The organism is Parabacteroides sp. Y3-G-102 (assembly GCF_023656845.1).
In the GTDB taxonomy this organism is placed as follows: Bacteria; Bacteroidota; Bacteroidia; order Bacteroidales; family Tannerellaceae; genus Parabacteroides; species Parabacteroides distasonis.
In genome coordinates, this window is the sequence record NZ_JAMOKU010000087.1 from 1 (window position 1) to 5,452 (window position 5,452).

Genomic DNA, 5,452 nt, shown 5'->3' on the forward strand with positions numbered 1-5,452 from the left:
AACGCCATGCGGCAAGGGGCTGAGCTGTCAGCCCCGACGAGCTTTCCATGCACGATAAATTGCATAATCATGCTAATTATCGTTAACCGTATTCAATTTTCTTATTATAGTTCATGATTTATTACTGTAGAACCTTCCTGTTGGATAAAGGTATTATCGGAAGTAGCTTGTACGCCTGTATCCAAAGATCTTTTCACGGATGTGAAATGATCTTTTCACAAGGGTGAAACGATCGTATCACGAGCGTGAAAAGATCTCTTCACATTCGTGAAAAGATCAGATCGTCCGGTGCTTGGCTATATTATCCACCGTTCTTATCCCGTGAGTGGGATTACTTGCGGCACAGATCTTCAATTGATTGTTACGATATCACGAGTCCATCCCCTTTATTTACTAAAGATGGGAATCAGATAGGTTAGTTTCGCGGATATTATTTGGCTGGAAGATTTAGAGAAAGTGTCTCCTTTACGGCTATTGAACATATCGCCCAGCGCATAGTAATAACGACCTTCCAACAGGAAAGAGCCTATTCCGGTGCGGAGCTCGATTCCCGGTCCGCCGCAAAGCCCCCAATCGAACTTCTTTTGGACTTCCATTGTATGTTGTTCGTCCGGACGGTTCGCGTTCGGGTTCTCGCCATTAAGGTTCGACTCCGTGCTTTCGCTCAGCGCATAACCGATTTTAGGCCCTAGATTGACGAATACACGCACTCGCTTGCTTCCGAAATGGATGTGCGTCAAGAACGGAAGCTCCATATAGTTTACCGTACGGCTATATTTATATTGAGGTTTCTCCTCAAACTTCTCTTCCCATCCATGTTGGGTAAAGTTCAATTCCGCCTGTATGCCTAAATTGGGTTCCGTATTCCAACGTATCGTCGCTCCCCCGTTAAACCCAAGTTTCATCTTCGTAGGGACTTTTGGGGCAAAACTTACGCTAGAGAAATTTAATCCGAAGGACGCTCCAACCGCAAGCTCTTGCTTAAAAGTACTTTTCTGCGCATGGCAAATCGATAAGCTTGCCATGCACAGAAATATCGCTACAAATATCTTTTTCGTCATCATATCAATTATCTTACCTCACTGCGGGTTACCGTATAATCATTCTTGTAATGTACAATAAACAAGTTCGTATTGATAAAACCGCCCCAATTATTCACTCTATGGAAATCGAATCCGGTCTGGATGCTCTTATAATGGATCTTGTCTAAATTATTCTCGAAGTTCGAGCCATATTTATTGATGGCGCCTAGGAAATACATACCCGTGTCAAAGCCTAGGATTCCATATTTCGGGAATGTGTTGATTAAATTCTTGCTATACCAGTTTTTATAATCGGAATAAAAGCTATGGACTTCCGGAGATAAGTTGTCCGCATAGAAATTACTATAGATATAGGTGTTCAATGCGTAGAAGTCCTCCAGACACTCTCTTGTATAGGTCTGCCATTCCGGATAACCGAATAGGTTGACCATATAAGGCTCTTTCTCCTCCTCTTTCAACTCGGAAAGCATACGGAGCGGTGCCTTGATCTTATTCACCGCATCTAAGGAGGCGGAGGTTGGCAATACCACATTCCGCTTGTCCCTTACCATGGCTGCCTCTATATCCGTGGCGAAAGTATCCCCTTTATAAGTTACTTCCTTGAACGGGATATCGCGTTGCTGCATCTCCGTCTTGAAGGCTTTGATAAATTCCGGCTTTTCTTCTTTATCCTTTATATTGACAAGTATGATATTGTAATCCGAGAATAAATCGCATCCGGCTTGTGCCGCCTTGGAGTATAAATAGGAATGAGGTGTGTTTACTTGATAAACATTTGCGTTTGACAAGACATCATCATTCTTGGAGGTGAAAGGGATCACGTATTTGATATTATGCTTTTGGGCAAAATCAGCGATCAATCCGATTTGGTCGTTCTGTACGGCGCCAATGATCAAATTAGCGTTTGATAACGCATCTTCTTTCAATATCTCCTTGACTTTCTTCGTACCGTTTCCAGTATCATATACCGATAGCTCGATAGAGGTTCCCATATTTCGCAAGCTGTCGACCGCCAATAGCAATCCCTCGTAATATTCCACGAAACGGGAGGTCGCAGATGATTGCGTTGTCTCGTTCGTCATGAACGGCAACAATAAGGCGACTTGGATACGGTTCACCTTCTTTATATCTTTAGGAGTAGAGAGGAGGGCGTTCACCTCACGCTCTTCCGGCTGTCTTATGTTTTGGGTGATCACTTCTTCACTGGCTACCGGTATCTTGATAACCATGCCCGCTTTCACTCCGTTTTTCAGCTCGGGGTTGAGTCTTAAAAGCTCCACGCTGGAAATATCGAACTTCCGGCAGATACGGTACATGGTCTCTTTTTTCTGTATGGTATATTCCATTTCCTTCTGTACGGTCTTTTTTTCCGTAGTAGGCAAGGTCTCCAGTCGTGTCGGCGGGATCCGGATATTCTTACCAATCGTAAAGGTCGATGTGGAGAGACCCGGATTGGCGGCGATAATATCCGTAGCGGGCACTGAATATTTAATGGATAAAGAGTACAAGGTCTCTTTCGGCTGGATCGTATGGTATGTATAGTTATCTGCTTTGCCGGAAGGTGCGATAGCGGAGTCCTTCTGCGGGATTCTTAACGTAGAACCGGCCTTGATCCCTTCTTTACTTTCCGGATTCAACCGATAAATATCCTCTACGCTTACGCCATACATGGTCGCTATGGCGTATACGGTTTGTCCGCGTTCGATGGTATGATAAAATATATCGCTCCCTTGTTCGTTAGTAAAAATAACTTGCTTATTATTCTTTTGGGAATAAACGGTTACGCTCGATAAACTTAAAAAGAACGTCAATGCGTATATACTAATCTTGTTCATTTGCTGTTCGGAGTATTTTGTGACAAAGATAGTGAATTTTGCTTATCATGCTACGTATGTCCTTTTATTTCCCTAATTTTGGAACCGTAATTTTTAGACTATATATGCTAAAGAAGGAATTAAGAAAGATACTGTTATCGCTAAGTTTTGTGTTTGTAGCGGCTGTCTCGTGTGCCCAGTATGTGGTGACGGGAGGAAGTGGTAGTCCGATGAAAGCCACGCAGAGTTCCGGCGATTCCGCCGAGCGACTTGAGGTCTACTTGGTGTATGGAATGGATAACGTGACGATTAGTTATACCTCATCATCTTCTTCTTCGCATCAATGGTATCGTTATAAAACCAAGCGATTGGAGGCCGAGAAGGTGGCCTCCACCCAAAATGGAACTACTTCCACCATTCGGAATGTAGAGGAGGGATATGGCTATTTTGTCGAGGAAGGAGCCGTATCTCGTTACGTCTGGATCGTTGATTACAGCAAATACACCTTAAACATATCCAACCTGCATGTCTCCGATAATAGCGATCCATGTAGCGGATTGGTCTTGGCTGGGACAGGTACGATCCAACCTATTTATTATTATTGGCCGAATACGGGAACAAGACGTGAACTGTCTCGCCAATTTGATGTTATTTATAATACATTGGAATATAATTCGGATAAAAAAGAATATACCTCTAAACAAGAGACGGCGGTCATCGAGGGCAATTTGTTCGGTAAATCCATTCCCGCTCCTTGGTGTGATACGGAGATCTGTGTGAAAGGCGATTATTTCGCTCGTCATTTTGGAAAGGAGGTTACGCTTTGTATCGATGAATATCAGGCCGCTGCGGTAGATGCTCATATAGACACGTTGCTGATTGAGCAAGAGGCCCCGAATATGAATACGACGAAGAGCGGTTATTGCGCTCCCGCCACTGTTCAATTTTCGGCTATCGCGAATACGCCGACAGCCGCCCTGTTTAATTGGAAAATCTATCGGCAAGGGGAAGAAGATAATCCGGTTGTTCGTTTTACGGGTGAGGAGGTGGATTATACGTTCAACCAATCCGGGACTTTTATCATCAAGTTGGAAGTAAGCGACCAAAGCACTACTTGCAGCACGGAAGATGAGGTTCAGATTGATATCTCGGAGTCTTATCTGATGATACCGAACGCATTCTCCCCGGGTACCACGCCCGGAATTAATGATGAGTTCCGGGTTGCCTATAAGTCGTTGGTGAAATTTAAGGCATGGATATTTAATCGCTGGGGCCTACAGATGTATTACTGGACAGATCCGGCCCAAGGATGGGATGGAAAGAAGGGCGGTAAATACGTTCAGCCGGGTGTGTATTTTTATGTGATAGAAGCCGAAGGTTCCGATGGCATTAAGTACAAGGAAAAAGGCGATATAAACATTCTTAGACCTAAAACAATTCAAGATGAAAATGAGAATATCCAAGAATAATTTAGCTAGTTTTTTATGTGGAGGCGTCGTTTGCTTGACCGCATGTATCTCGATGAGTTCGAATGACGTGGAAAAAGTGATAGAGAGCCGTCCGGTTGTCTCGTCCATGACCCTGTCTCCGGATGTTCCGTCCTCGGTTCCTTTTTGTGGGAAACTAATCGATATTACCCGCTATGATATGCGGGAAGCCTATGACCGTGAATTGAGTAGCTTTACTTATTTCCATTCTACGACGATGCTTCTGATCAAGCGGGCGAACCGTTATTTCCCGGTGATCGAGCCGATCTTGAAGGCGAACGGCATTCCCGATGATTTCAAATATCTAGCGGTGATAGAAAGCCATTTGGACCCCCGTGTATCCTCTCCGGCTCGTGCTGTCGGGATGTGGCAATTACTGGAGGGCACGGCAAGGGAGTATGGTTTGACAATCACCCCGACGGTCGACGAGCGTTGCCATGTGGAGAAAGCTACTGGGGCCGCTTGCCGCTATTTGAAAGCCGCCTATAAGAAATATGGAGATTGGGCGGCGGTAGCCGCTTCTTATAATGGCGGCATGGGACGTATATCCGGTGAGCTGGTCAAACAAGATGCGGATTCCTCCTTTGATCTCTGGCTGGTGGAGGAGACTACCCGTTATATTTATCGAATCATGGCGATCAAGCAAATTTTCGAGAATCCGTCGAAATACGGTTTTGTGCTTCGTGCCCGTGACCTGTATAAGCCGATCCCTACCGTAGACGTGGCTGTAAGCCAAGATATACAGAATCTGTCGGCCTTCGCTAAAGAGCATGGGATCACTTATGCGGACTTGAAACGTTTTAATCCTTGGCTCCGTGATCGGAAGTTGGTGACAGGTGGGAAGACCTATAAATTAAGCATTCCTCAAGAAAAGGATATGTATTATAAGACCCCGAATACGGAAGTATACGATTCGGCTTGGGTCGTGTCGGAGAATTGATCCGATTTTTATTGATACAAAAAATAAAGTGTTTCATTTAGATGGTCCTTAATTCCGCAACACTATTATAAAATATTTTTTTTAAGTACCTGAGCAACAAAAAGTTGCTCAGGATTTTGCCATGTCAGAGGATTCACTTAACTTAGTGTTGCAAAAAAATAATCAAAC

At 44.2% G+C, this 5,452-nt stretch carries 4 protein-coding genes; 2 read left to right on the top strand and 2 right to left on the bottom strand.

Annotated elements, in window-relative coordinates; genetic code table 11:
• Window positions 1–386 precede the first annotated feature (386 nt).
• Window positions 387–1,064 (bottom strand): porin family protein, encoded by a 678-nt coding sequence (locus NBH16_RS22995; RefSeq protein WP_416919593.1) that lies wholly within the window; start codon window positions 1,062–1,064, stop codon window positions 387–389.
• 5 nt (window positions 1,065–1,069) lie between these two features.
• Entirely contained in the window at window positions 1,070–2,878 is a 1,809-nt protein-coding gene (locus NBH16_RS23000; RefSeq protein WP_005862770.1) for a PBP1 and LysM peptidoglycan-binding domain-containing protein, read from the bottom strand.
• Window positions 2,879–2,982: 104 nt separating this feature from the next.
• Here NBH16_RS23000 and NBH16_RS23005 point away from each other — a divergent pair, with 104 nt between their 5' ends.
• A complete protein-coding gene (locus NBH16_RS23005; RefSeq protein ID WP_005857391.1) occupies window positions 2,983–4,326 on the top strand; it encodes a T9SS type B sorting domain-containing protein in 1,344 nt (447 codons plus the stop codon).
• Window positions 4,301–5,284, top strand: coding sequence for a lytic transglycosylase domain-containing protein (locus NBH16_RS23010; protein ID WP_005857389.1), 984 nt, complete (start codon window positions 4,301–4,303; stop codon window positions 5,282–5,284). The genes NBH16_RS23005 and NBH16_RS23010 overlap by 26 nt, the downstream gene beginning before the upstream one ends.
• Window positions 5,285–5,452: the final 168 nt, after the last annotated feature.

Coding starts and splice junctions, on each gene's coding strand:
- NBH16_RS22995 (WP_416919593.1), bottom strand. CDS start 1,064: ATGATGACGAAAAAGATATTTGTAGCGATATTTCTGTGCATGGCAAGC.
- NBH16_RS23010 (WP_005857389.1), top strand. CDS start 4,301: ATGAAAATGAGAATATCCAAGAATAATTTAGCTAGTTTTTTATGTGGA.
- NBH16_RS23000 (WP_005862770.1), bottom strand. CDS start 2,878: ATGAACAAGATTAGTATATACGCATTGACGTTCTTTTTAAGTTTATCG.
- NBH16_RS23005 (WP_005857391.1), top strand. CDS start 2,983: ATGCTAAAGAAGGAATTAAGAAAGATACTGTTATCGCTAAGTTTTGTG.